This is a genomic window from Saccharopolyspora sp. ID03-671, assembly GCF_045278815.1.
GTDB classification, from domain to species: domain Bacteria; phylum Actinomycetota; class Actinomycetes; order Mycobacteriales; family Pseudonocardiaceae; genus Saccharopolyspora; species Saccharopolyspora ipomoeae.
Map to the genome: position 1 here is coordinate 4,187,950 of NZ_CP134054.1, position 23,956 is coordinate 4,211,905.

General features: G+C 67.4%; 26 protein-coding genes. 15 read left to right on the top strand and 11 right to left on the bottom strand.

Features of this window, described 5'->3' with window-relative positions; genetic code table 11:
* Window positions 1-24: 24 nt before the first annotated feature.
* From nuoL to REH65_RS19345, 5 genes are all read left to right on the top strand, one after another.
* Window positions 25-2,010, top strand: a complete 1,986-nt coding sequence (gene nuoL, locus REH65_RS19325; protein WP_406688563.1) for an NADH-quinone oxidoreductase subunit L — start codon at window positions 25-27, stop codon at window positions 2,008-2,010.
* Between the two features lie 55 nt (window positions 2,011-2,065).
* Entirely contained in the window at window positions 2,066-3,643 is a 1,578-nt protein-coding gene (locus REH65_RS19330; protein ID WP_406688564.1) for an NADH-quinone oxidoreductase subunit M, read from the top strand.
* Window positions 3,644-3,687: 44 nt separating this feature from the next.
* Complete coding sequence (gene nuoN, locus REH65_RS19335; RefSeq protein WP_406693198.1) at window positions 3,688-5,229, top strand: NADH-quinone oxidoreductase subunit NuoN; 1,542 nt, start codon at window positions 3,688-3,690, stop codon at window positions 5,227-5,229.
* A gap of 47 nt (window positions 5,230-5,276) precedes the next feature.
* Window positions 5,277-6,305 carry a polyprenyl synthetase family protein gene (locus REH65_RS19340; RefSeq protein WP_406688565.1) on the top strand — a complete coding sequence of 343 codons (1,029 nt, stop codon included), beginning with the start codon at window positions 5,277-5,279 and terminating at the stop codon, window positions 6,303-6,305.
* A gap of 212 nt (window positions 6,306-6,517) precedes the next feature.
* Window positions 6,518-7,783 (top strand): hypothetical protein, encoded by a 1,266-nt coding sequence (locus tag REH65_RS19345; RefSeq protein ID WP_406688566.1) that lies wholly within the window; start codon window positions 6,518-6,520, stop codon window positions 7,781-7,783.
* 30 nt (window positions 7,784-7,813) lie between these two features.
* Here REH65_RS19345 and REH65_RS19350 read toward each other — a convergent pair whose 3' ends face one another.
* Window positions 7,814-8,260 carry an Lrp/AsnC family transcriptional regulator gene (locus tag REH65_RS19350; protein ID WP_406688567.1) on the bottom strand — a complete coding sequence of 149 codons (447 nt, stop codon included), beginning with the start codon at window positions 8,258-8,260 and terminating at the stop codon, window positions 7,814-7,816.
* Window positions 8,261-8,334: 74 nt separating this feature from the next.
* On the opposite strand from REH65_RS19350, the gene ddaH reads away from it, so the two are divergent.
* Entirely contained in the window at window positions 8,335-9,189 is an 855-nt protein-coding gene (gene ddaH / locus REH65_RS19355) for a dimethylargininase (protein ID WP_406688568.1), read from the top strand.
* Window positions 9,190-9,255: 66 nt separating this feature from the next.
* Here the strand turns inward: ddaH and REH65_RS19360 are convergent, their stop codons facing one another.
* Window positions 9,256-10,167 carry a YceI family protein gene (locus REH65_RS19360; protein WP_406688569.1) on the bottom strand — a complete coding sequence of 304 codons (912 nt, stop codon included), beginning with the start codon at window positions 10,165-10,167 and terminating at the stop codon, window positions 9,256-9,258.
* A gap of 195 nt (window positions 10,168-10,362) precedes the next feature.
* Here REH65_RS19360 and htpX point away from each other — a divergent pair, with 195 nt between their 5' ends.
* Window positions 10,363-11,238 carry a zinc metalloprotease HtpX gene (gene htpX / locus REH65_RS19365; protein WP_406688570.1) on the top strand — a complete coding sequence of 292 codons (876 nt, stop codon included), beginning with the start codon at window positions 10,363-10,365 and terminating at the stop codon, window positions 11,236-11,238.
* A 1-nt stretch (window position 11,239) separates the two neighbouring features.
* On the opposite strand, the gene rfbA is transcribed toward htpX, so the two are convergent.
* The 3 genes from rfbA to REH65_RS19380 form a co-directional block, all read right to left on the bottom strand.
* Window positions 11,240-12,115 (bottom strand): glucose-1-phosphate thymidylyltransferase RfbA, encoded by an 876-nt coding sequence (rfbA, locus tag REH65_RS19370; RefSeq protein ID WP_406688571.1) that lies wholly within the window; start codon window positions 12,113-12,115, stop codon window positions 11,240-11,242.
* Between the two features lie 207 nt (window positions 12,116-12,322).
* Window positions 12,323-12,814 (bottom strand): YajQ family cyclic di-GMP-binding protein, encoded by a 492-nt coding sequence (locus REH65_RS19375; protein ID WP_093414257.1) that lies wholly within the window; start codon window positions 12,812-12,814, stop codon window positions 12,323-12,325.
* A gap of 46 nt (window positions 12,815-12,860) precedes the next feature.
* Complete coding sequence (locus REH65_RS19380; protein ID WP_406688572.1) at window positions 12,861-13,253, bottom strand: VOC family protein; 393 nt, start codon at window positions 13,251-13,253, stop codon at window positions 12,861-12,863.
* 102 nt (window positions 13,254-13,355) lie between these two features.
* Between REH65_RS19380 and REH65_RS19385 the strand changes: the two genes are divergently transcribed.
* From REH65_RS19385 to REH65_RS19395, 3 genes are all read left to right on the top strand, one after another.
* Window positions 13,356-14,444 (top strand): ImmA/IrrE family metallo-endopeptidase, encoded by a 1,089-nt coding sequence (locus REH65_RS19385; RefSeq protein WP_406688573.1) that lies wholly within the window; start codon window positions 13,356-13,358, stop codon window positions 14,442-14,444.
* Window positions 14,445-14,450: 6 nt separating this feature from the next.
* Window positions 14,451-14,996, top strand: a complete 546-nt coding sequence (locus tag REH65_RS19390; RefSeq protein WP_406688574.1) for a hypothetical protein — start codon at window positions 14,451-14,453, stop codon at window positions 14,994-14,996.
* Between the two features lie 345 nt (window positions 14,997-15,341).
* Window positions 15,342-15,659, top strand: a complete 318-nt coding sequence (locus REH65_RS19395) for a hypothetical protein (protein WP_406688575.1) — start codon at window positions 15,342-15,344, stop codon at window positions 15,657-15,659.
* A gap of 26 nt (window positions 15,660-15,685) precedes the next feature.
* On the opposite strand, the gene REH65_RS19400 is transcribed toward REH65_RS19395, so the two are convergent.
* A complete protein-coding gene (locus REH65_RS19400) occupies window positions 15,686-15,883 on the bottom strand; it encodes a hypothetical protein (RefSeq protein ID WP_406688576.1) in 198 nt (65 codons plus the stop codon).
* 209 nt (window positions 15,884-16,092) lie between these two features.
* Here REH65_RS19400 and REH65_RS19405 point away from each other — a divergent pair, with 209 nt between their 5' ends.
* The gene (locus tag REH65_RS19405; protein ID WP_406688577.1) at window positions 16,093-16,893 is read left to right on the top strand and encodes a Ku protein; all 801 of its coding nucleotides are present in this window, start codon (window positions 16,093-16,095) and stop codon (window positions 16,891-16,893) included.
* A gap of 457 nt (window positions 16,894-17,350) precedes the next feature.
* Here REH65_RS19405 and REH65_RS19410 read toward each other — a convergent pair whose 3' ends face one another.
* Window positions 17,351-17,533, bottom strand: a complete 183-nt coding sequence (locus tag REH65_RS19410; RefSeq protein ID WP_406688578.1) for a MerR family DNA-binding transcriptional regulator — start codon at window positions 17,531-17,533, stop codon at window positions 17,351-17,353.
* Window positions 17,534-18,076: 543 nt separating this feature from the next.
* On the opposite strand from REH65_RS19410, the gene REH65_RS19415 reads away from it, so the two are divergent.
* Complete coding sequence (locus REH65_RS19415) at window positions 18,077-18,970, top strand: phosphotransferase enzyme family protein (protein ID WP_406688579.1); 894 nt, start codon at window positions 18,077-18,079, stop codon at window positions 18,968-18,970.
* Here REH65_RS19415 and REH65_RS19420 read toward each other — a convergent pair.
* From REH65_RS19420 to REH65_RS19430, 3 genes are all read right to left on the bottom strand, one after another.
* Window positions 18,967-20,550, bottom strand: coding sequence for a pentapeptide repeat-containing protein (locus REH65_RS19420; RefSeq protein WP_406688580.1), 1,584 nt, complete (start codon window positions 20,548-20,550; stop codon window positions 18,967-18,969). The two genes, REH65_RS19415 and REH65_RS19420, sit on opposite strands and share 4 nt — an antisense overlap.
* A 185-nt stretch (window positions 20,551-20,735) precedes the next feature.
* Entirely contained in the window at window positions 20,736-20,933 is a 198-nt protein-coding gene (locus tag REH65_RS19425) for a hypothetical protein (protein ID WP_406688581.1), read from the bottom strand.
* Between the two features lie 115 nt (window positions 20,934-21,048).
* Window positions 21,049-22,101 carry a hypothetical protein gene (locus tag REH65_RS19430; RefSeq protein ID WP_406688582.1) on the bottom strand — a complete coding sequence of 351 codons (1,053 nt, stop codon included), beginning with the start codon at window positions 22,099-22,101 and terminating at the stop codon, window positions 21,049-21,051.
* A gap of 211 nt (window positions 22,102-22,312) precedes the next feature.
* On the opposite strand from REH65_RS19430, the gene REH65_RS19435 reads away from it, so the two are divergent.
* The gene (locus REH65_RS19435; protein WP_406688583.1) at window positions 22,313-22,513 is read left to right on the top strand and encodes a hypothetical protein; all 201 of its coding nucleotides are present in this window, start codon (window positions 22,313-22,315) and stop codon (window positions 22,511-22,513) included.
* 26 nt (window positions 22,514-22,539) lie between these two features.
* On the opposite strand, the gene REH65_RS19440 is transcribed toward REH65_RS19435, so the two are convergent.
* Complete coding sequence (locus REH65_RS19440) at window positions 22,540-22,926, bottom strand: GntR family transcriptional regulator (RefSeq protein WP_406688584.1); 387 nt, start codon at window positions 22,924-22,926, stop codon at window positions 22,540-22,542.
* 103 nt (window positions 22,927-23,029) lie between these two features.
* Here REH65_RS19440 and REH65_RS19445 point away from each other — a divergent pair, with 103 nt between their 5' ends.
* Window positions 23,030-23,302 (top strand): hypothetical protein, encoded by a 273-nt coding sequence (locus REH65_RS19445; protein ID WP_406688585.1) that lies wholly within the window; start codon window positions 23,030-23,032, stop codon window positions 23,300-23,302.
* Window positions 23,299-23,838: a hypothetical protein gene (locus REH65_RS19450; protein ID WP_406688586.1), complete on the top strand. Its 540-nt coding sequence runs from the start codon at window positions 23,299-23,301 to the stop codon at window positions 23,836-23,838. Before REH65_RS19445 ends, REH65_RS19450 begins: the two co-directional genes overlap by 4 nt.
* The last annotated feature ends 118 nt before the right edge of the window (window positions 23,839-23,956 follow it).

Consider the following 23,956-nt stretch of genomic DNA (forward strand, 5'->3'; position numbering starts at 1 on the left):
CTGAGAGGGCGCGTGGTGACGGCAATGATGCTTGAAACCGCAGCGGAGGTCGCCGACGCGACCGGTCCGGCGCAGTCCTACGCCTGGCTGCTGATCGCGTTCCCGCTGGTGGGCGCTGCGATCCTGCTGATCGCGGGACGGCGGGCCAACGGGTGGGGCCATCTGCTGGGGTCGGCAACGGTGATCGCCTCGTTCGTCTACGGGCTCTGGCTGTTCACCTCCGTCGCCGGCAGCCCGGAGAGCGAGCAGGTCCGCGAGCTGCACCTGTTCTCGTGGATCCCGGTGAACGCGCTGCAGGTCGACTTCGGGCTCCGGCTGGACCCGCTGGCGATGGTGTTCGTGCTGCTGATCACGGGTGTCGGGTCGCTGATCCACCTGTACTCGATCGGCTACATGAGCCACGACCAGCAGGGGCGCACCGGCTCCGACAACACCGAGCGCCGCCGCTTCTTCGGCTACCTGAACCTGTTCGTCGCCGCGATGCTGGTCCTGGTGCTGGGCAACAGCTTCGTGACCCTCTACCTCGGCTGGGAGGGCGTCGGCCTGGCGTCCTACCTGCTGATCGGGTTCTGGCAGCACCGCCCGTCGGCGGCGGCCGCGGCCACCAAGGCGTTCGTGATGAACCGGGTCGGCGACGTCGGCCTGGCGCTGGCGATCTTCCTGCTGTTCGCGAACCTCGGCACCACCCAGTACGCGGAGGTCTTCGCCCGCGCCGGTGAGCTCTCGCCGGGCGTGCTGCTGGCGATCACGCTCCTGCTGCTGCTCGGCGCCTGCGGCAAGTCCGGCCAGGTCCCGCTGCAGGCCTGGTTGCCGGACGCGATGGAGGGCCCGACCCCGGTGTCGGCGCTGATCCACGCCGCGACGATGGTCACCGCGGGCGTCTACCTGGTGGCCCGCTCCAACCCGCTGTTCTCGCTCTCGCCCGGCGGGCAGCTGGCCGTCACCGTCGTCGGCGCCGTGACGCTGCTCGTCGGCTGCGTCATCGGGTGCGCCTACGACGACATCAAGAAGGTGCTGGCCTACTCCACGGTCAGCCAGATCGGCTACATGATGCTGGCGGTCGGGCTCGGCCCGGCCGGGTACGCGCTGGGCATCATGCACCTGCTCACCCACGGCTTCTTCAAGGCCGGGCTGTTCCTCGGCGCCGGGTCCGTCATGCACGGCATGAACGACGAGGTCGACATGCGCAAGTTCGGCGGCCTCGCCCGGTACATGCCGATCACCTTCGGCACCTTCGGGCTCGGCTACCTGGCGCTGATCGGGTTCCCGTTCCTGTCCGGTTTCTACTCCAAGGACGCCATCATCGAGGCGGCGTTCGGCCAGGAGGGCTGGCGCGGCTGGGTCTTCGGCGGCGCGGCCATGCTCGGCGCGGGCATCACGGCGTTCTACATGACGCGCCTGGTGCTGATGACGTTCTTCGGCGAGAAGCGCTGGAAGGACCTGAAGTCGAGCGACGGCAAGGAATTCCACCCGCACGAGTCCCCGGCGATCATGACCGCGCCGATGATCGTGCTGGCGGTCGGCTCGGTCGCGGCGGGCATGTTCCTGGCCGGCGGCGACCGGCTGGTGACGTTCCTGTCGCCGTCGCTGGGCGAGCTGCAGGAGGCGCACCACACCGCCATCCCGCACGCGCTCATCCCCGTCCTCACGGTGGCGTTCTCGGCGCTGGGCGTGCTGATCGCGTGGCTGGTGGTGGGCCGCAAGCCGGTTCCGGTGCAGCGCCCGGCGAAGGTCTCCCCGGTCGTGCGCGCGGCCCGCGCCGACCTCGGCGGCAACAAGTTCAACGACCTGGTCGCGGTGCGCCCCACTTTCGGCCTGACCAAGGGGCTGCTCGCGGTCGACCGCAAGGGCGTCGACGGCGCGGTGTCCGGCATCGCCGGGCTGCTCACCTTCGCCTCCGGCCGGATGCGCCGCTGGCAGACCGGGTTCGTCCGGTCCTACGCCCTGTCCATGCTCTTCGGCGGCGTCGTGGTGATCGCCGCCTTGATGGCAGTGGGGATCCCGTCATGAAGCCGCCCGTCATGAAGCTGCCCGTCGAGTCCATCCAGCTCCGGGAGGAGATCCGATGACCCTGCTGCTCGCCCTGGTGCTGCTGCCCATCGCCGGGTCGGTCGTCGTGGCCCTGCTGCGCGGCAACACCGGCGCGGCGAAGTGGGCCGCGCTCGGGTTCTCCCTCGCCGAGCTGGTGATCGCGGTGGCCGCCTGGTTCGCCTACGACCCGGCCGGGCCCCGGTTGCAGCTGACCAGCTCGATCCCGTGGATCCCGTCGTTCGACATCAACCTGTCGTTCGGCGTCGACGGCATCGCGCTGGTGATGATCGTGGTCATCGCCGTGCTCACCCCGCTGGTGCTGGGCTACAGCTGGGGCGAGCGGCTGCCCGAGGGGCGCACGCACGGCGGGTTCTTCTCGCTGCTGCTGCTGGAGCAGGCGTTGACCGTCGCGGTGTTCGCCGCCACCGACGTGTTCCTGTTCTACGTGCTCTTCGAGATCATGCTGATCCCGATGTACTTCCTCATCGGCGGCTACGGCGGTGAGAACCGCACCTACGCCGCGGTCAAGTTCTTCCTGTACTCGTTCCTCGGCGGCCTGATCATGCTGGCCTCGGCGATCGGCGCCTACAGCTACAGCGCGCAGGTCACCGGCGAGGGCACCTTCGACTGGGCCAAGCTCGTCCCGATCCTGTCCGACGCCCCGGTGAACGTGCAGATCTGGCTGTTCCTGGGGTTCTTCGTCGCGTTCGCGATCAAGGCGCCGCTGATCCCGTTCCACACCTGGCTGCCGGACGCCGCGCAGCAGGCGCCGATCGGCGTCGCGGTGATCGTGGTCGGCGTGCTCGACAAGGTCGGCACCTTCGGGTTCCTGCGCTACAGCCTGCCGCTGACCCCGCAGGCCTCGCAGCAGCTGGCACCGCTGGTGCTGGTGCTGGCGGTGATCGGCGTGCTCTACGGCTCGCTGCAGGCGTTCGGGCAGACCGACCTGAAGCGCTTCGTCGCCTACGTGTCCATCGCGCACTTCGGCTTCATCGCGATGGGGATCTTCGCGTTCACCAGCCAGGCCCAGGTCGGGTCGGCGTCGTACATGGTCAACCACAGCGTCGCCACCGGCATGCTGATCCTGGTCATCGGCATGGTCATCGCGCGCGGCGGGTCGACCCGCATCGCCGACTACGGCGGCATGGCGAAGGTGACCCCGCTGCTGGCGGGCAGCTTGCTCATCGCCGGTCTGAGCACCCTGTCGCTGCCGGGGACGAACTCCTTCGTCAGCGAATTCCTCGTGCTCGTCGGGTCTTTCGCGACCCGACCGGTGTACGCGACGCTGGCCACGATCGGCATGGTGCTGGCCGCGGTCTACGTGCTGCGGCTGTACCAGCGCACCATGCAGGGCCCGGTGCGCGGCGACGCGCTGCTGGGCACCGCGGGCGGCCCGGGAGCGGTCACCGACCCGAATCGCGAAGGCGCGCACCGGCTCCGGTTCGCCGACCTCGGCGCCCGGGAGGTCGCCGTGCTGGCCCCGCTGATCGTGCTGATCGTCGGGCTCGGCGTGTACCCGAAGCCGGTGCTGGACGTGATCAACCCGTCGGTCGCGGCAACCATGAGCGAGGTCGGCGTCACCGACCCCGTGACCTCGCAGGGAGGTAACTGACAGTGGGAGCGTTCATGGGAGTGACCGCCGGCTTCCCGAGCCAGCTGGGCCACGTCGAGGTCCCGCCGATCGACTACGCGGCGATCGCGCCGGTGCTGGTGATCCTGGGCGCCGCGTGCCTGGCGATCCTGGTCGAGGCGTTCCTGCCCCGGCACCAGCGGTGGTCGGTGCAGGTCGGGCTGAGCCTGGTCGCGATCGTCGTCGCCGGTGTCGCCCTGGCCGTCTTCGCGCGGTCCGCGGGCACCGGGGTGACCACGCTGTCGGACTCGCTGGCCGTCGACCCGCCGACGCTGTTCCTGTGGGGCACGCTGCTGGCGCTCGGCCTGGGTTCGGTGCTGCTGATCGCCGACCGCTCGGTGGAACCGGGCGGCGCGTTCGTGGCCGAGGCGACCCCGGCCGAGGGCCCGGGGACGATGAGCCGCGCCGCCGCGTCGGCGGCCGGGATGCGCACCGAGGTCTTCCCGCTGGCCCTGTTCTCGCTCGGCGGGATGATGGTGTTCTGCGCGGCCAACGACCTGCTGACGATGCTCATCGCGCTCGAGGTGCTGAGCCTGCCGCTGTACCTGATGTGCGGGCTGGCCAAGCGCCGCCGGCTGTTGTCGCAGGAGTCGGCCGTGAAGTACTTCCTGCTCGGCGCGTTCGCCTCCGCGTTCTTCCTCTACGGCCTCGCGCTGCTCTACGGCTACGCGGGTTCGGTGAAGCTGCAGGCGATCGCCGACGCCACCGCCGGCTCGGAGCGGTCGGACACGCTGCTGTTCGCCGGTCTCGGCCTGCTGCTGGTGGGCCTGCTGTTCAAGGCCTCCGTCGGCCCGTTCCACACCTGGACCCCGGACGTCTACCAGGGCGCCCCGACCTCGGTGACCGGCTTCATGGCGGCCTGCACCAAGGTCGCGGCGTTCGGCGGCATCCTGCGCGTGCTGCAAGTGGCCTTCGAGGCCTCCAGCTGGGAGTGGCGCGGCGTGGTGTGGACGATCGCCGTGGTGTCCATGGTCATCGGCGTGGTGCTGGGCCTGACCCAGCGCGACATCAAGCGGATGATCGCCTACTCGTCGGTGGCGCACGCCGGGTTCATGCTGCTCGGAGCCCTCGCGCTGTCCGACCGCGGGCTCGCGGCGACGCTGTTCTACCTGCTGGCCTACGGCTTCACCACGATCGCCGTGTTCGGTGTGATCAGCCTCGTGCGGCGCTCCGACGGTGAGGCAACTCACCTTTCGGACTGGGCAGGTCTGGCAAAGCGGTCACCCCTCGTCGCCTGGGTGTTCACGTTCCTGCTGCTCGCCCTCGCGGGTATCCCCATGACCAGCGGTTTCGTCGGGAAGTTCGTGGTCTTCGAGGCCGCGCTGACCGACGGGATGGCGCCGCTGGTCGTGGTGGCCCTGGTGGCGAGTGCGGTTGCGGCCTTCTTCTACCTTCGTGTCATCGTGCTGATGCACTTCCAAGAACCGGCTGCGGACGGCCCCACCGTCAGCGTGCCGGGTGCGTTCACGACGGCGGCGATCACGCTGGGCGTGGTCGTGACGCTGTTGCTGGGCGTGTTGCCGACGTTGGCCCTGGACTGGGCGAACGTCGGTGGCTTCGTGTCGTAGAGTGCTCGCCCGTAGGGCGATCGTGGGGGAGCGAAGGCGACGGTGACGTGAGCAGGCCAGCGGATGACCCGATCAGTGAACTGACGGCAGGCGGGTCGGGTGGTTTCCAGATCACCGACGCCGCGTTGGCCGACTCGGTCAAGCAGGGCATGGCACGCGTCGAGCAGCTGCTGCACCACGAGGTGCGCAGCGATCTCGACTTCGCCACGCGCACGTCGCTCCACCTGGTGGACGCGGGCGGCAAGCGGTTCCGGCCGCTGTTCGTGCTGCTCGCCGCCCAGTTCGGCGACCCCGCGGCGGACGAGGTGATCAAGTCCGGCGCCGTGGTGGAGATGATCCACCTCGCGACGCTCTACCACGACGACGTGATGGACGAGGCCACCATGCGGCGGGGTGCGACCAGCGCCAACGCCCGCTGGGACAACTCGGTCGCGATCCTCACCGGCGACTTCCTGTTCGCCAAGGGCTCCCAGCTCATCGCCGACCTCGGCGCCGAGGCCGTTCGCCGGATGGCGATCACCTTCGAGGCGCTGGTCACCGGGCAGATGCGGGAGACCGAGGGCGTCCGCGACGGCGAGGACGCCGTCGACTTCTACCTCAAGGTGATCTACGAGAAGACCGGTTCGCTGATCGCGACCGCCGGTCGCTTCGGCGCCTGGTTCTCCGGGGCCGACGAGGCGACCGTCGAGTCGCTGGAGCGCATCGGCAAGCTGATCGGGACCGGGTTCCAGATCTCCGACGACATCATCGACATCGCCTCGCCGTCGAAGGAGTCCGGCAAGACCCCGGGCACCGACCTGCGCGAGGGCGTCAAGACGCTGCCGATGCTGTACGCCCTGGCCGACGAGAACTGCTCGCCGCGACTGCGGGACCTGCTCTCCCGCCCGCTGTCCTCCGACGCAGAGGTCACCGAGGCCCTGGAGCTGCTGCGCGAGAGCAGCGGTCTGGAGCGGACCCGCGGCACGCTGCAGGAGTTCGCCGACGACGCGCGCAAGGAACTCGCCTCGCTGCCCGACGTGCCGGCCCGCGAGGCGCTGTCCTCGCTGGTCGACTACGTGGTCGCGCGCACCTGGTGAGCCGTCTCGTGACCCGCGTCGTCCCGTGATCTGCGCTGTCCCGTGATCTGGGTTGTCCCGTGATGTGGGCCGCGTCGTGAGCCGGGTGCTGTCTTGAACTTGCCGCGTGCGTCACGAGCGGGTCAAAGAGGTACCGGGGCGCGCCGGACGCGTGGTAGGAACCCGAGGATGACCGGCGGTGCCGCTGGAACCCCGGAGGAGGGACGTCACTCGTGATCACCTGGTTGTTCACCCAGGTGTGGCTGTGGAGCCTCGCCGCATTTCTGCTGGGTGCGTTCATCACCTGGCTGCTGTTCGTCCGGCCGCTGCGCCGCCGCCTGAAGGCGGAGCTGGCCAGGCCGCTGTACGCGGAGCCCGTGTACGACGAGCCCGTGTACGACGAGCGGGTCTACGAGGACGCCGCCCACGTCGACGACCGCTTCCGGGACGACCGCTTCCGGGACGAGCACCACCCGGACGACGGCTACGCGGGCGAGGAGTACGCGGACGATCGGACGGTCGCGCACCAGCCCGCTCCTCTGGACCTGCTGGAGCAGCCGCGCCAGTGGGAGCCGCCGGAGGAGCAGCAGGACGAGTGGGACCGCAGGCCCCGCCCGTGGGTGTCGCCGGAGACGCTGCGCTCCGCCCCCACCGGGACCCAGCGCCTGCCCGAGCCCGACCCGGAGCCCGAGCCCGAGCCCCAGCCGGAATCGGTGGTCGAGGCGGATCTCGAACCGTCGGGTGACAACACCTGGTTCCGCAATCCCGAGGCCGAGGAGGCCCGGGGCGAGACGCGGCCGTCGCAGTTCCCGCCGGGGGCCGACGAGGAGGACTCCGGGCAGCTCTCGGGTCAGCTGCGCTCGCTGTTCGAGCCGGAATCCGCGGGTGGGGCGCAGGAGCCGTACACGCCGCCGGTCGGCGCCGACGCCACCCAGGTCATCCCCGCCGTGCCCCGCGAGCAGGACGCGTCCGCGCAGGTCACCGGCAGCCTCGACGACGCAGGGACCTCCGCCGCGGCACCGCTGCCGAAGCGGACGCCGCAGCCGCGCCCCGAGATGGCGCACACGGCTCAGGACGACCAGGTTCGCGACGACTCCGGCCGCGCCGACGTTCCGCAGATCCCGGAATCGCTGCGCAGGCACGTCGCGGACGGCAAGCCGCTGCCGAAGGCGGATGAGAGCACGGGCGACCCGGCGGAGATCAAGCTCGTCGACAACCCGGACGAGTCGTCCCCGCTGCCCCGCCGGACCCCGGGCGCGGGTCCGCACCCCGGCCGCGACGCGAAGTGGGAGACCCCGTCGGAGTCGCCCAAGCAGGAGTTGCCCAAGCCCGAGACCCCCAAGCCGGAGTCCTCCTCCGGTCCGATGATCAAGGGCCACTCGGCGTCCCGGAAGTACCACAGCCCGGAGTCGCCCGAGTACGACCGGATCACCGCCGACGTCTGGTTCCGGACCCCGTCCGACGCCGAGATCGCCGGCTTCGAGCCCTGGCACAGGTGAGCCCCCGCAGGGGCTCGGGCGGGCCGGGGTTCACTCGGCCTGCTGGGGCTGGCGTTCGAGCAGGCGGGACAGCACGACGGTCGAGACCGTGCGGGAGACGAAGTCGACCTCGCGGAGCCGTTCCATCGCCTCCTCCAGGTGGTGGATGTCGGCCGCGCGCAGGTGCACGATCGCGTCCGCCTGCCCGGACACGGTGTAGGCGGCGATGACCTCCGGCAGCGGTTCGAGTCCGGTGCGGATCCGGTGCGCGGGGACGTTGCCGTGGCAGTGGACCTCCACGAACGCCTCGGTCCCCCAGCCCAGTGCCTCCGGGTCGACCACGGCGGTGAACCCCTGCAGAACGCCCTGGTCGAGCAGCTTGTCCACCCGTCGTTTCACCGCGGGCGCGGAGAGCCCCACCTCGGACCCGATCTCCGCGTAGCTCGCGCGCGCGTCCGCGACCAGGCGCGAAATGATTCGTTGATCCAGGGCATCCATGCGCAACATTCTGCCGCATATCGCGAACGGAGCGGCGTTGATGGCCGGTATCAACACCGCTTAGATTTCGATTCATGACGGCAACAGCGGCGCGACCCGCCGACACGTTCGCGGCCGAACAGGCCACCGCACGCCACTTCCTGATGTGCCCGCCCACGTACTTCACCGTCGAGTACGTGATCAACCCGTGGATGAACCCGGACGAGCCGGTGGACGCGGAACTGGCGATGGCGCAGTGGGAGGAGCTCAAGAACACCTACCTCCGGCTCGGCCACACCGTGGACACCATCGAGCCGCAGCCGGGCCTGCCCGACATGGTCTTCGCCGCCAACTCGGGGACCGTCATCGAGGGCCGCGTGCTGGGGTCGAGGTTCCGCGCGCCGGAGCGCGCCGCCGAGGCCGAGCACTTCCGCCGCTGGTTCGTCGCGCACGGCCACCGCGACCTGGTGATGCCGACCCGGATCAACGAGGCGGAGGGGGATTTCGCCTGGACCGGCGAGGTGCTGCTGGCCGGGACGGGGTTCCGCACCGATCCCTCGGCGCACGCCGAGGCGCAGGAGGCGCTGGGGGTGCCGGTCGTCTCGCTCACCCTCGTCGACGAGCGCTACTACCACCTGGACACGGCGCTGTTCGTGCTGGACAAGGGTCCGAACGCGCAGATCGCCTACTACCCGGAGGCGTTCTCGGAGGGCTCCCGGCGGGTGCTGGCCCGGATGTTCCCGGACGCGGTGATCGCCGACGCCGCCGACGCCGCCTGCCTGGGCCTCAACGGCGTCTCCGACGGCCGTCACGTGGTGCTGCCGGTCGAGGCGACGGGACTGGCCAAGCAGTTGGAGGACCGGGGCTACGAGGTGATCGGGCTCGACATGTCGGAGCTGCGCAAGTCCGGTGGCGGCCCGAAGTGCTGCACGCTGGAGCTGCACTCCTGAACCGCGGCCCCGTGTGATCGGCCGGGACGGCCGCGCAAGAGCGTTGCGCGGCCGTCCGCCGCGCCGTCATTCCATGACGGCCTGAACGCCGAGCTCGATGTTGATCGTGGGGCCGACGACCGCGATGCCCTTGGCGAGGGTGGCCTGCCAGTTCACCGAATAGTCCTCGCGCCGCAGGACGGCCTTGGCGTCGCAGGCGACCCGCAGGTCACCGTCGAAGCCCGGGCCCTGGAACCTGCGCTGCCCCAGGTAGGAGGTCTCCAGGTCGACGGGGCTGGTGGTGCCGCGCAGCGTGAGCCGGCCGCTGACGTTCCAGCGGTCCGCGCGCAGGTGGGTCAGCCGTTCGCTGCGGAACAGGACCTTCGGGTGCGACTCGACGTCGAGGAAGTCCGCGGACCGCAGGTGGTCGTCGCGCATCTTCACGCCGGTGTCGATGGAGGCCGCCTCCATGACGACCTCGATCTGGGAGTCCTCGAACCGGGGCGCGACCTCGATCACGCCGTCGAACTCGCGGAACTCCCCGTGGATCTTGGACATCCCGATGTGCTGGGCGACGAACCGGATCTCCGTGTGGTACGGGTCGAACCGGTAGCGGCCGGGCTGCGGGAGCTGCAGCGAGTCATCGGGTTCCAGGCCGAGGCTGCCGAGCGGGGTGTGCTGGTTGACCTGCACCTGGATGCGGGTGCTGTACCGGCGGTAGCCGCCGGAGGCGACGGACAGCCGGTGCGTGCCGGGCGAGACCGCGAGCGCGAAGCCGCCGTAGGAGTCGGTCTGCGACTCTCCGATAACCTGATTCAGACGGTCGACGACGGTGACGCTCGCGCCGGGGAGGAGCGCACCGCGTTCGTCGTGCACCTGACCGCTCACCAGACCGCTGTCCAGTGGCGTCGGGTGGAGGGAGAATCCCCCGCCGCGTGGGGAGCGCGCCGGGGTGCCCTCGCTGGCCGACCAGAGTCGGCGCAGCTTGGCGAAAACCATTGAGAATCCCTTCTGAACATCCTCCGTTGGGGGGAAGCGGAGGATGATTTTCGGTGTCATCCGCTAGAACTTTCAGCCTAGATCGAAGCACGATTTCATCCGATCGGTGGGCGGAGTTGCATTCCGCACATCCGTTCAGCGGAACCACTCGCCGCGCCCGCGCGTTTTCCAGTTGAATCACAGGCGGAGGCAGAGGTGCACAGTCATTTCAACGGTCTGAAAACCGCGGTGCTGCTCGGCGGCATGAGCGCGCTGGTGCTGCTGGTCGGCGCGATCTTCGGTCGGGCCGGTCTGGTCATCGCGCTGGTCGTGGCGCTGGGCATGAACGGGTACGCCTACTTCAACTCGGCGAAGATGGCGTTGCGCTCGATGCGCGCACGACCGGTGTCGGAGGCCGAGCAGCCGGCGATGTACCGGATCGTGCGCGAGCTCGCGACGTCGGCGCGGCAGCCGATGCCCGCCCTCTACGTCAGCCCCACCCGAGCTCCGAACGCGTTCGCGACCGGCCGCAACCCGCGCAACGCCGCGGTGTGCTGCACGCAGGGAATCCTGGAGCTGCTCGACGAGCGCGAGCTGCGCGCGGTGCTCGGCCACGAGCTCTCCCACGTCTACAACCGCGACATCCTGATCTCCAGCGTGGCCGGCGCGCTGGCCAGCGTCGTGACGTTCCTGGCGAACTTCGGGATGTTCTTCGGCATGTTCGGCGGCAACGACGAGGATCGGCCGAACCCGTTCGCGATGCTGCTGGTGGCCCTGGTCGGCCCGATCGCGGCGGCCGTGGTGCAGATGGCGGTGAGCCGGTCCCGCGAGTACCAGGCCGATGCTTCGGGCGCCCAGCTCACGGGTGACCCGCTGGCCCTGGCTTCAGCGCTGCGGCGGCTGGAGAAGGGCACGCAGGCGGCCCCGCTGGCCCCGGAACCGCAGCTGGTCTCGCAGTCGCACCTGATGATCGCCAACCCGTTCCGCCCGGGCGAGCGCCTGGCGAAGCTGTTCTCCACGCACCCGCCGATGGCGGAGCGGATCTCCCGGCTGGAGGGCATGGCGGGACGTCAGCTGCCGCCGATCCGCTGACTCAGGCACCCGCTTTGCGGGCGACCTCCATCACGTATTCGCCGTAGCCGGACTTGGCCTGCTCGGCGCCGAGCTCGTAGCAGGCCTCGGCGGTGATGAAGCCCATCTTGAGCGCGATCTCCTCCAGGCAGGCGATCCGCACGCCGGTGCGGTGCTCCAGCACCTGCACGAACTGCCCGGCTTCCAGCAGCGAGTCGTGGGTGCCGGTGTCCAGCCAGGCGAAACCCCGGCCCAGCTCGGTCAGGTGCGCGCGGCCTTCCCGCAGGTAGGCGAGGTTGACGTCGGTGATCTCCAGCTCGCCTCGCGCCGACGGGGTGAGTCCCTTGGCGATGTCGACGACGGCGTTGTCGTAGAAGTAGAGCCCGGTGATCGCCATGTTCGACCGGGGTTCGGCGGGCTTCTCGACGATCGACAGCAGCTTGCCGCTGTCGTCGACCTCGCCCACGCCGTAGCGCTGCGGGTCCCGCACGGGATAGCCGAACAGGGTGCATCCGAGCAGGTCGCGGGCGCAGTTGCGGAGGATCCCGGAGAAGCCCTGGCCGTAGAAGATGTTGTCACCGAGCACCAGCGCCACCGGTTCGTCGGCGACGAAGTCGGATCCGATCACGAACGCCTCGGCCAGCCCGTTGGGCTGGGGCTGCTCGGCGTAGGAGATGTCCAGCCCGAACTGCGAGCCGTCGCCCAGCAATCGCCGGAACAGCGGCAGGTCCGATGGCGTGGAGATCAGCAGCACCTCGCGGATCCCGGCCAGCATCAGCACCGAGATCGGGTAGTAGATCATCGGCTTGTCGTAGACGGGGAGGAGCTGCTTCGACACCGCCTGGGTGAGCGGGTGCAACCGCGTCCCGCTCCCGCCGGCCAGCACGATCCCCTTCACACAAGCCTCCACTGAACCTCTAGTCGCACCGGCTCGTCCGGCGGACGAACCCTCGCACGAGGGTAGCCAGCGCGGAGGCCCGCGGTCGGGCCAGAGCCCGTGCGAGGTGTTCCGTGGCACGAACCCGCCACGCGCGTGCCGGTCCGAGCGCGAAGAGGCCCGTTCCGCCGGTCGGGCCGGCGGAACGGGCCCAGAGGTGCCAGGGGGTTACCGGTAGTTCTCGAACTGCAGCGCCACGTCGAAGTCGGAGGACTTCAGCAGCGAGATGACCGCCTGCAGGTCGTCCTTCTTTTTGCCGGACACCCGCAGCGCGTCGCCCTGGATCTGCGCCTGAACGCCCTTGGGGCCCTCGTCGCGGACCTTCTTGGAGATCTTCTTCGCGATGTCCTGCGAGATGCCCTGCACGATCTTGCCGGTGACCTTGTAGATCTGGCCGGAGCTCGCCGGCTCGCCCATGTCCAGGGCCTTCAGCGAGATGTTCCGCTTGATCAGCTTTTCCTTGAAGACGTCGATCGCGGCCTTGCAGCGCTCCTCGGTCTCCGACTCCAGGACGACGGCGTCCTCGCCGGACCAGGAGATCTTGGTCCCGGTGCCCCGGAAGTCGAACCGGTTGGCGAGCTCCTTGGCCGCCTGGTTCAGCGCGTTGTCCACCTCCTGGTGATCCACCTTGCTGACCACGTCGAAGGACGGGTTTGCCACCTTGACTACCTCCCAAGTGCGCGCTGTTCAGGTCTGCCTGAACACGCTACCGGGGGCCGAGCAGGTCCCACTTGTTACCCGCGATGTCGCGGAACACCACCACCCGCCCGTACGGCTCGCTCCGGGGCTCGCCGAGGAACTCCACCCCGGCCTCGACCATCCGCCGGTACTGCCCGTCGAAGTCGTCCACCTGTAGGAAGAACCCCACCCGACCTCCGGTCTGGTTCCCCGCGGCGGCGACCTGCGCGTCCCCGTCGGCCTGCGCCAGCAGCAACCCCGTCCCCGCGCCCGGTGGCCGCACCACGACCCACCGCTTCGGCCGCCCGTCGTTGGTCAGCGAAGGGGAATCCTCCACCAGCTCGAACCCCAGCACCCCCACGAAGAACTCGACTGCCCGGTCGTACTCATCGACCACGAGGGAAACCAGAGAAATCCGCATCGCCCCATGCTCCAGACGCCCCCGCCGGAACCCCACCGCCATTCGTACACACTTTCGAGCGAGACGGTTGGGATTTTCCCAATCCGGGTCTACGGTGGAGGCATGGACGGCATCGGAGAGCGCGTGTCGCAGCGGATCAAGCAGGTCCGCCCGGACGCGCTGCAGCGCGAGATCGCGCAGGCCATCGGGATGACACCCGATGCGTTCTCGCGCGCCCTCAACGGGGCCCGTCACTTCTCGTCGCTCGAGATGGTCCAGCTCTCGGACCTGCTCAACACCGACGTGTACTGGCTCATCACGGGCTCTCCGGACCCGCACAAGCTCCGGGTCGCCGCGCGGCACGGCTTCGACCACGACACCGGTCACCGCGACGTGCCCGGCCGCGACGGAGACGAGCAGACCCTGAACGACATCGCGCTCGCCTACCGCCAGGCGTATCCGGACCCGGAACCCAAACCGGCCTTGCCGGCCACCGTGCGGGCCGTGCGGGCTGCGTTGGGGGAGGGTTTCGTGCGGCCGTTCGCCGAACGCCTGGAGGACGGGCTCGGCATCGACATCGTCCGCGTGAAGGAACTGTCCACCGCGTACTCCTTCTCCGTCGGGGGACGTCACGTCATCGCCGTCCCGGCCACCGGCAACTGGTTCCGCGAGAACTGGAGCATGGCGCACGAGCTCGGGCACCTCGTGCTGGGACACCACGACGACGGCGCGGACGCGGACGTCTCGGACGAGCACGAGGCCGCGGCGAACTCGTTCGCCGCTGAGCTGCTGCTGCCCGCCGATCAGGTCCGACCAGTGGACTGGAACCGCGTCGCCGACGACCGGCTCGCGGATCTGATCTGGTCCTGGGGGGTCTCCACCGATGCCCTGGCCCGGCGTCTCGACTCGCTGATCGGTGCGACTCCCGCGCCCGTCGAGCGCTGGGTGGGGCACTCGACGCAGCGCCTCCTGCGGCACCACCTGCCGCTGAAGGACGAGATCGACCACATCACGATGCGGATGGACGCCGCGTCCCAGCGTCGATTTCCGCTGTCGCTCCAAGAGGCGCACCTGGCGCGCATCGAGCGCGGCGAGATCGGGAAGCGAACCCTCGCCTGGATGCTCGACATCGACCCGGACGTCCTCGACGTCGACGCCCCCGAGCAGTCCGAGCCGGAGCCCGATCAGCTCGCTTCAGCGCTGGGGCTTTGATCCGAGGTGGCCGCGCTCCTCTTCCCCGACAACACGGTTCTGGTCAACTTCGCGCTCATCGACCGGATGGATCTGCTGGAGCGGCTGGTCAACGGTAATGGCCAGTGGTGCGCCACGGTCGCGAGCGAATGCCACGCGTCGTCGCTGCGACCGGAGCTGGCCGCGCTGACGGAGGTCGGCGCGATCTTCGGCTCACCGCTGTCCCCGGATCGCGCTGAGAAGCTGGACGCCCACCTGCTGCGCGATGAACTGGCAGGCCCGGGCGATGCGCCCCACAAGCACCTGGGAGAGGCGGAGACCATCGCGATCGTGCTGCGCCGAGGGTTGAACGCCTTCTTCGTCACCGACGACCGCGAAGCGCAGCGCCTCGCGGGCAAGAACGGGATCACGACCGTCACGACCTGGAAGCTCCTGAAAACCGCGGTGATCGTGGGTTTCCTCGACGCCGACACCCTGTGGACCTACGTCCAGGTCCTCCGCAAATCACGCCGAGGCTCCCCACCCGGAGTCCACGACCGCCCCACCTATGACACCTGGCTCGCCGGAACCTGACCGATCGTTCCCAAGCACCGACTCGCACGGGAGTGAGAACGCGAGAAGGGCCCCTGACCTGTTGGTCAGGGGCCCTTCTCGGAGTGCCGGGTGGAGGATTCGAACCTCCGAAGGCAATGCCGGCTGATTTACAGGCTCCCGGCTAGATGTCGTCTGACCAGCCTTTTTGTTCCCCGCTTCGGTCGTTTGGACGTGTATTTGCCGTACACGGCCACGTGGCGACTCCTGTTGGGAGCCCGCAGGACCCTTCAGCTGTTGCGGCGCGGACTCGTCGGCGCGACGGGCAGGCGGGGTACGGGCTCGTCCACGCTCGCACTGTCTGCCCACACCGCTAGCCTGCTGATCATGGCGTCCAATGTGTGGGTTCGGTACGTGGCGAAGTCCGTAGAGACGTTCATCAGGGGGAGCGAGATCACCGAGGTGAGGGTGAGCACGGGCAGCACGTACTCCTACGGCAAGAAGATCGAGACCTCGACCGTGCGAGTCAGCTACCCCGGAGCCGAGTACGGCTCGGCCGACCTGTGGAAGTTCGACAGGCGCGCAGCCGCGGATGAGGCCGTCCAGGCGTTGCTGGCTGCGTTGGCAGCTGATCCATGCGGCGTGATGGACCAGGACAACAACGGCAAGGTCGGTGTGCGCCCATTCCCGGAGACCGCCGAGTAACTCGTGAACGGCGCAGGCCTCGGCGATCACCACTTCTTGGAGGTGTGGAAGCCCTCCTGCTGATCGTCGTGGTTCTCCGACAGCGCGAGTGCGATCGCGAGGGTCGCGTGGACCTGGGCTCGCTGGAGGTTTAGCTGCTCCGCCTTGTCGTGGCCCTCCGAGGCTGCGGCATTCTTCAGGTAATGGTCGGCCTTGGCCCGATGATCGGCGCTGCTCATGGCCATCACACTCTCCCCCGGTGAGCTTTCGTCGCTGCTGGATGGGCCTGCCTGGGGGCGGGTCATCGTCGATGTCAGTGGACTGGCGGGCGGCCAGCAGCCTGGTCGTCCTTCCGCCCACGCAGGCAGGTGGGATCCAGTCTCGGCGGACGGTGTCGGGTGTGAAGGGCCGAAGGGCCTTGGGCGGGCTTGCCGGCTGGGCGCAGGCTGGCGCTGTGAGGACGCTGTGGAACGGTGTGATCAGTTTCGGGCTGGTGGCGATCCCGGTCGGGCTGGCGGCGGCGACGGAGTCACGTTCGATCAGCTTCCGGCAGGTGCACCGAACCGACGGGGCCCGGGTGCGGCACGAGCGGGTCTGCACCGCGGAGGACCGCCGGGTGCCGTGGGAGGAGATCGCCAAGGGCTACGAGCTGCCCGACGGCCGGATGGTCGTGCTGACCGAGGACGAGCTGGCGGAGCTGCCGCTGCCCAGTGCGCACACCATCGAGGTGGCCGAGTTCGTCCCGGCCGACGCGGTGGATCCGATCCTGTTCGACCGCTCGTACTTCCTGCAGCCGCACCAGGTCGCACTCGGCGCCTACAGCCTGCTGCGCGACGCCATGACCGACACCGGGCACGTGGGGTTGGGGCGGGTGGCGATCCGGACTCGGGAGCGGTTAGCACTGCTGCGGCCCTATGGGGCGGGGATCAGTCTGGTCACGTTGTTGTGGCCGGATGAGGTGCGGGAACCGGATTTCGAATGGTTCACCGATCAGGCTCCGCAGCCCCGCGAGCAGGAGCAGCGGATGGCCGAACAGCTGGTGCTGTCGCTGTCGAGCACGACCTTCGACCCCACGACCTATCGGGACCACTCACGCGAGGCGCTGCAGGCGCTGATCGATGCCAAGCTTGCCCACCGCCAGATCGCCGTACCGGAGCCCCGCTCGCAGGAAGCTGCGGATCTGGAAGAGGCGCTGCGGGTCAGCCTCGACCAGGCCCGCCAGGCGCGCAGCGCTGGGCAGCGTGAGACCGGCTGAAGGAGCAGGGGCGAGCGGACGACGAAGCGCCCCGCGTCGCCATGGTCAGGTGGCGCGGGGCGCTGTCGTGTCCACCGTCGGCACTTCCCCTACCTCGGTGAACGGGTGTGCTGTCGAGGCACACATCGGCAATACTAGACCACATGTTCGAACGCGTCCAAGCGCATCCGCCCTCACTTCCGGGTGACGATCGGGAGCGACGCCCACCGGTCCCGGTCCGCGTGGACCTCTCGGTCGTGTTCGCCATCCGACCTGCAGGGCCCGACTCAGAGTTGCCCGACGGATGGGATATGACGGCGACCGTGGACGGCGAGCTGGTTGCCTGGCGGCGAGACACTGGCGGTCGCTGGTGGGGCGAGGTTCGCATTCGTCTGCAGCGAGGCGTGGCACCTGGAGCTGGCGGGGTTCGGCACCTGTGGTGGGTGCCGGCGCACGCGGTGAGTCCCCGCTCGCGCGGTTAGTTCTCGCCTTGCTGGGCTCTTAGCTGTTCGAGCACGTCTTCCCAGGTCCACCGGTGGTGTCCGCTCGGCAGGGTCAACGACGGCTTGAGCTTCCCTTCGCGGACATAGCGGGCGAGCGTGCTCGGGTTGATCCCGAGACGCTTCGCGACCTGACCTGACGTCAGTAGCTCGTCCGCCACGAATCGGACCGTATGCGTCCCTTCGAGTGAACGCTCATCATCTGCCGTGTATGCAGTGATCAAGCTCTATACTCGCGATCACCACGATTGCCACGGTTGTCCGATTTGGGGTGGGCGAGGTGGAGCTAGACGTTGTACTGATCGACAATCGGGAGTGGTACGTCTGCCCGGTTAGAGGGCATCGCTGCGGTCGCGTATTGGTGGACCTTGGCGCGATGGGTCTGGATGCGCTCGACTGGCACGTTCGTAGCGCTCACCAGCTGGCCCTTTCGATTCGCCCGGACTCCACCAACACGAGGAGTGCCAAGCAGGTGGCTCAAGCGCCGCGTGATGAAGAGGCGGGCTAGCCCGGATGATTGCGGACGGGCGGCCCAACCCCCTAGGAAAGGGCCGTTCAGGCCGTCTATGAAGCTCTCAGCTGTCCATGAGAACGCCTGTGGCGGCACTGCCGCTTCCTGGCATGTGGAAGGACCGTATGTCGCCTAGGCAGCTGCGCGGTCGGGCCGTAGCCTGCTGGAGCGAGCCGAGGAGGAGCAGCGCTTGATGGAGAACGCGACGTTCACGCCGCAGACCACCCGCCAAGTTCTGGAGACCGCTTGCGAGTGCGCCGGCGTCGACCCCAGCGGCGCCGAACTGGTGCGCATGGGCGAGAACGCGATGTTCCGCCTCGCCTCTGCCCCGATCATTGCCCGTGTGGGCCGGTCGATCACGGCCGGCCGCAAAGAGGCGCGCATCGCTACCTGGCTCGCCTCTCACCAGTTCCCTGCCGCTCAGCTCGCCCCGACCGACCACGAGTTCGTGACAGTCGGGGATCTCGTCGTGACCTTCTGGGAGTTCATCGAAGAGAGCGAGGAGCCAGTCAGCTCCGGCGAGCTCGGCGAGGTGCTGCGGCGCTTGCACTCCATCCCTGAACCTTCTGACCTGGCATTGCCCTTCTTCGAGCCCATGCCGAAGGTTGAAAGCCGCCTCAACGCAATTGGAGGTGCTCTCTCTGAGGATGAGCGGGCCTTTCTCGGCAATCGGAAGGACGAGCTCGACGAGCAGTTTGCCGGCCTGAACTTCCAGCTTGGGTTCGGACCAGTGCACGGCGACTTCCATAAAGCCAACCTCATGCGCGAACGAAACGGCCTCGTCAAGGTTATCGATTTCGAAGACTTCTGCTGGGGGCCACGTGAGTGGGATGCCAGCGTGGAGGCTGTCCGCTATCGCGCTCTGGGGTGGGTCAGCGATGATGAGTACGCCTCGTATGTAAAGGAATACGGCTTCGATCCGTTGGAGTGGGACGGGTTTCCGGTGATTAGGGCGATCAGGGAACTCAACATGACCACATGGCTTGCCCAACAGCTAGGACAATCTACAGATATCGACGACGAAGTGCATAAGCGGATCGCGGATCTGCGGGACTCAGAACGCCCGCGACAGTGGCGGACGTTCTAGTCTCCTGTCGGAGCGCTCGATCCATCAAACGTCTCCTCAGGGACCAGTGAGTCCCACTTCTCACCGTGGTCACCATCGAGGTTAAGGTGACTTGGACTCCATCCCGGTGGCCACACGGATTTTCGCGTACTTGCGTCGGACCATATGCGGGTGCCATCCAGAATGATTTTCGCATCGAAGGACGCATCGTCGAATCTGGCGCCCCTATGGAACCGAGCTTTGATGAATTTGGCATCGCCGTAGAAATGCGAGTTTTCGAACCCCGCAAGGTGGCGGAATTCTACCTCATCGAAACGTGCCTCTCCGTGGAACAGCGCAAAGTTGAATAGTACCTGTTCGTGGAACTGTGACTTGTCGAACCAGGAGTGGACGTAAAATTGAGCCTCATCGAATCCAGCGAGCTTGCAGAACTCTACCTTATCGATGCCCGCGGGGCCGTGAAAATGGACTTCAAGAAAGAATGCGTAATCGTGGAAAGTCGCCTCATCGAAGTTCACGGCGTCATAAAAATGTGAACCCTGGAAGGTTGTCCATCCATGAAATTGGACTCCCTTGAAAACTGCCGCATCGTGGAACTTTGCGTTGTCGAAATCGACATCGTCATAGAATCGTGTCTCGTTAAACCAGGAGTCGCCATAGAAGTTGGTTCCTTTGAAATTGGCACTCCTTACTTCGCAGCCAATAAAATTCCACTCGTGTAGGCTTGCCATAGAAAGGTCGATGTTCATATCCGGCCAGAAGGCGGGATTCGTGGGTTCCTGGGCGTAGCGCCTTGGCTGGAGGTGTTGGACGAGTATTCGTTGCGCGGTGAGGCGTACTTGACGTTCTTGCTGTCGTTGTGCAGATAGGTCCGGTGCTAGAGCAGTCAGGGCAGCTAGAGGGGCGGAAGCCAGGTCGAGCACCACCGCTGGCGAACCTTCGCGGCGGTGAAGCGTGCCGTGGTTGCGTGGATCGCCGGGCGCTGCTTCGGACGTTGCTGTGTCCTCGCGGATGCTGATATCAGGCATGCGCAGGTATGCGCAGAGCAGGTTGATGATTGTTTGACGGAGACCATGGTTATTCTCGCCCAAACGCGAGAGTGCGTACATGCCTGCCATGCGAACCGGTGCTTTGTCGGAAGCGAGCTGCTCAGCAGCAGCTGTGTACAGCTCGGTCGCGCGACGTTCGTTCGCATCGTGGCGGTTGTCGTCGGCTACACGGTCTCTTTGAAGGAGATCCAGCTCGCTGACTCGCTGTCGCCGCGCGGCTAGCAGGAGCGCGGCGACCCCGCCGGTTCCAACGACGACGCTTCCCGCGAGCTTGATGGCTTCGAGCTTGACCCGGTTCTGTTCGATCGTTTTGGAATCGCCGCTTCCGTAGCTGGTGACGAGCCACCAGGTCGCGAGCAGACCGACCGCGACGAGACATGCCATGCCGGCCCAGATCGCCCAACCAGGTATCTCCCGCAAGAGCGGCTTCGCCTCGTCGTCGGAGCCCGCTTCCTGATCCAGTCGCCTACGTGCGGCAACAGTCGAACCGGCGATTCCGGCCAGGCTAAGGATGAAGAGGCCAGTCAAGAGTATCCGCCACTGAGCCAGCACGAAGGCTCCAGTTGCGGCGTAAACCGGCCGTGGGGTCCAGATCAGGATGGCGCTGAGGACTAGGCCGCCCCCGAGCCACCCTTGCCAAACGACACGGCCATGCCTACGTGCGTTCGAGTCCACCACACAGTGATGATCACATTCGGCGCGGTGCGCGTGGGCTGGATTCGTTGGTTTCGATGGTCTTACCTTTGCGTACTTGCGTACGACTCGAACTCCGCGACGACCGGTGAGTCGGAATGCTGGCGTAGACGGTGCCGGAACTCGTCGAGGTAGGAGTTGACGCGGTAGGACTTCAGGCCGGCGGCGGTGTCGACGACTTCGCGGGCGACGGTGACGGCCTGCTCGACCTCGTTGGCCTGGAGATATGACGTGGCTAGCACGGTGCGGCAGAAGGACAGGCTGCGGACGTACAGGCTCTCAGAGACCTCAATGGACTTGGCCGCGTGCTCGGTCGCAAGGTCAGGTTTGTCGAGGTCACGGAAGCAGTGAGCAAACTCAGCGTTGCTCGGCGAGGTCGAAGTACCTGATCCACTCCGGGTCATCGTCGGGGTTGCTGGAGCTGAGCCACTTCTCGGCTTCCAGCATCGCAGCGGTTGCTTCCTGCTCGTTGCCCTGCGAAGAAAGCGCGCGAGCCTCCATCGAATGGAAGAGCGCCATCGTTGTTGGGGTGGCCTGCCCGCGGGCGCCCTGAGCTGCACCGCGAGCGAGGTGCACCGCCTGTTCGTAGTAGCCGAGGAAGTTGGCCTGGTGGCTCATGCCCGCGAGAATGCGGCCGGCCAAAGCGCGGTCGCCGGCTGCCTTGGCCAGACGGAACGCCTGGTGAAGATACCGCTGCGCGAGAGCGTGCTGACCAGTGTCGTAACAGGTCCAGCCCGCCAACCGCGTAAGCGCTGCTACCTCCTGGAAGTACCGTCGTCCCAGCTCAGTGTCCGGTTGCACGTGTGGCAGCAACGGGAGAACTTCGCTTTCCAGGTACTGCGCGACCAGGGGCTTGGGGCGACCACCGCCGTAGCGGTAGTCGTAGTTGGCGAACATCGAGGTGGCGTCCTTCACGGCCTGGACGTCGAACTCGCTGATAGGCCGCGGTTCCACCGGCTTCGACTTCTCGCCGTCGCTGCCGAACATCCACTTGACCAGGAGATTGCTCCAGGCAGCGGGGACGACAAGCAGCTTGTCCGCCTGCCCGTTCGGCCGGAGGTCGAACTCTGCGAGGCGCGTCAGGGTCGTCACCGAGTCGGACAGGGTCTCGGGGTATTCGAGGGTGTCGTCGACGTTTTCGGCCGGCACTTCGCCGTACCCGACGTCATCGACCGTGACAGGCCGTCCGAGCGCGTTGGAGAGCACTCGAACCAGCACATGGCAGGTGCGGGCCTTCGGGCGCCGTGTCTCCCCGCGCAGCCACTTGTCGACGTTGGTGTGCGTCGGCGCGATGGGGTCGCCGCCATCGATGTTGCTGAGGTCGGTCATGCGCTTGGCGAGGCCCTTGTTGGTCAGGCCGGCCTCGCGCATCAGCGCAGCTAGTCGACGGTTCGGTTCCTTCGCAGCCATGATCGTGCCCCTCCTGCCAGGTAGTAAAACACGCGTACCGGCCGGAAGGGGGCACACGAGGCACACGGCATGTGCCCCCTGTGCGCCAATGCGCCCTGTTTTGTGCACTGATGTGTCAGCGTTGCGGCGGCGATTCTTGAGTCATGACAACGGAAACGGCGGCGGGAACAGACCGAGTTCCCTGAAAGCCGGTTCCACGAAGGAGGAAGTCATGGCCAAGCAGACGATTCCCGGAGTTCAGGCCGGTGGCGGCATCATGCCCAAGCTCATCGGTGCAGCCATCACGTTCGCGGTTCTCGTCCTCATCGTGAAGCACCCCGCCGAGTCGGCGGTATGGGCCAAGGGAGCGTTTGAGCTCTTCCTGGCCCTGGTCAGCGGCTTCGCGCAGTTCTTTCAGGGGCTGATGGCGTGACTGGGCAGCCCGGGGGCAGGCGACCGCTACGAGGACTCGTCCAGCTGATCCGTGATCTCAGCCAGGCGATTTTCGAGGGACCTGATCGTCGAGCCCATTTCCTTCGCGGTCTCGTCGAGGGTCGCCAGCTGGGCACGTGCCCGCTTGAGCTCCGCAACTACGTCGAGCTGTTCAGACGGTTCCGGAACGTAGGCGCCGGCATTGGGACGGATCTTCACAATGCCGGCGTCTCGGAGGAGCTTCACCGCATTGATCGCTGTGCCCAGGGCGACGCTGTATTCCGCCGCCAGGGTTCGGTAAGGCGGAAGTTGCTCCTTCGGGGCGAATTCGCCGGCGTCGATCCGCCCCTGTAGGGCGTCGGCGACGCGCTGGCTAGCACGGCGTTTGTCCTCGCGAGCGTCGTTGGCAGCCATGCGATCAGCGTACTCGATGTTCTGACACATCAGGTTGACAGTGGAACGCCTAGCCCTTAAGTTACAGAACATCAAGAAAGTTCTAGAACATCTGGAGGTAGAGATGAACGACGCGGACAGGGTCTCGGTGGGTGCCGAGCTCGCGTTTTGCGAGGCCGAGCTCGACGAGTTCGAGCAGGAGGCGGTGCAGGACTACTGGTCGCAGGTCATCGCCGAGGAGTTGGGCGAGGTCCCGGTGGCGCCGTTCGTGTGGTCGGAGCTGGGCGCGGGGGAGCGCACGCGGCTGCGTCGCTACGAGCGGCGCGAGGCCGGCGCGGTGCTGCGGCTGATCACGACCGAGGTGGACGCGGGTTCGGATTCCGGGGAGGCGGCGTGAACGGGCTGGTGAGTTGGCTGTTGTCGGGCCGGCGGGTGCCGCGGTTTTCGACTGAGGACGGTTCTCGGGGTGCTAGGCGGCGGCGTGAGCTGACCTGCCCGGAGCACCGGCCGAGCAGTGGTGAGCAGGTCAGCGAGGTGTCAGTGCGGTGGACCTGCGACTGCGGTGCCTATCGCTTCGAGATCGACGCGCCTCCGCCGCACGTCGATGAGGTCCCCACGGCGGCGTATCTGGAGATGGAGCGCAGGGGCCTTCAGGGCAAGAAGGGGCCGTGGCGGTCCCAGATCACCGGCAAGCCCTTGCCGGTCGAGCGCACCGAAGCGGCCGCCGAGGAGGTCGAGGTGAGCGCGTCGGAGCAGGCGGAGCGCGAGCTGCGCTGCGACCGGAAGGCCAGGGAGTACGTCAAGCGGTACGGGCCGAATGCGGCGCGGGATGAGGCCTACTGGGCCGATCAGAACAACGACGCCTGGATGGCCGAGGCCCTGTTCCGGGCTGCCGATCGCGTCGACGGCGGCGAGACCACCTGGCCTTTTTGATGTCCCGACCCAACAGTCCTTCCGCCAAGAACGCCTGTTGGGCCGGGTCTCCCACCGATCACGAAACCGTTAGGAGATCTCTGATGCTACGGATCGCCACCAGCCCCAGTGGGGGTGT